Origin of the sequence: Frankia sp. AgKG'84/4 (genome assembly GCF_023242965.2) — a bacterium.
In the GTDB taxonomy this organism is placed as follows: domain Bacteria; phylum Actinomycetota; class Actinomycetes; order Frankiales; family Frankiaceae; genus Frankia.
Window position 1 is genome coordinate 1 of the sequence record NZ_JALKFU020000856.1, and the last position, 927, is coordinate 927.

Consider the following 927-nt stretch of genomic DNA (forward strand, 5'->3'; position numbering starts at 1 on the left):
GCGCGGGAACCGTGGCCGGGGCTGCCGTGGCCGGGGCTGTGGTGGCCGGGGCTGTGGTGGCCGGGGCTGTGGTGGCCGGGGCTGTGGTGGCCGGGGCTGTGGTGGGGGCCGCGGTGCGGCGCAGGGGGACGGCGGGACGCAGCGCCCCGGCGGGGTCCATCGCCCGCCCGGTGGCCCTCTCGTCGGCCCCGCGCGGCGCGGGTTCCAGTCCGGCGGTGGTGGTGGTGGTGGTGGCCGCGGCGGGGGCGTCCCAGGCGGCGATCGCCGCGTAGAACGCCCTGGCCCGGGCGGCCATCCGGTCGCCGCGGTAGTCCTCGGCGACGGCCCGGTTGCGGGTCGACATCACCGCGAGCAGGTCGGGCCGCAGCAGCACCTCGGCGATGCGCACGGCGAGCGCGAGCGGATCGTCCGAGGGCACGAGGTCCTGTGGCGCGAGCAGTTCCGGAATGCCGCCGACGGCCGTGCCGATCGCCGGCACGCCGCGGGCCATCGCCTCGATGAGCACCCGCGGCAGGCCCTCGGTCCGCGACGGCAGGACGAACAGGTCGGCCGTGTCGAGCACGGCGCGGATGCCGGCCCGATCCAGCGTCGGCACGAACTCGACGATCGGGGTCAGCGCGGACCGCCGGGCGGCGCGCAGGAGCTCGTCGTGATGCCGCCCGGTGCCGACGATGACCGCCCGCACCCGGTGCCCCCAGCCGTCCAGCAAGCCGACCGCTTCGAGCAGCACATCGTGCCCCTTGTAACGGCGGTCCTGCGAGCCGATGGTCACCAGCGTCGCCGGGACCGGTGGGCGGGTCGGCAGCGGCCGGGCGGCGGGGGTGAAGTCCTCGGGCCCGAGGCGGCCGTAGGCGTAGTGGGCGGTGAGGGCGTTGGCCGCCGGCGGGTAGCGCCGTTGCAGCGCCTCCCGGGTGACGTAGCCGACCG

At 77.6% G+C, this 927-nt stretch carries 1 protein-coding gene; it reads right to left on the reverse strand.

What is annotated here, in order from left to right:
- A partial coding sequence (locus tag MXD58_RS25670) for a glycosyltransferase family 4 protein (protein ID WP_250610263.1) occupies positions 1–927 on the reverse strand: 927 nt, incomplete at both ends.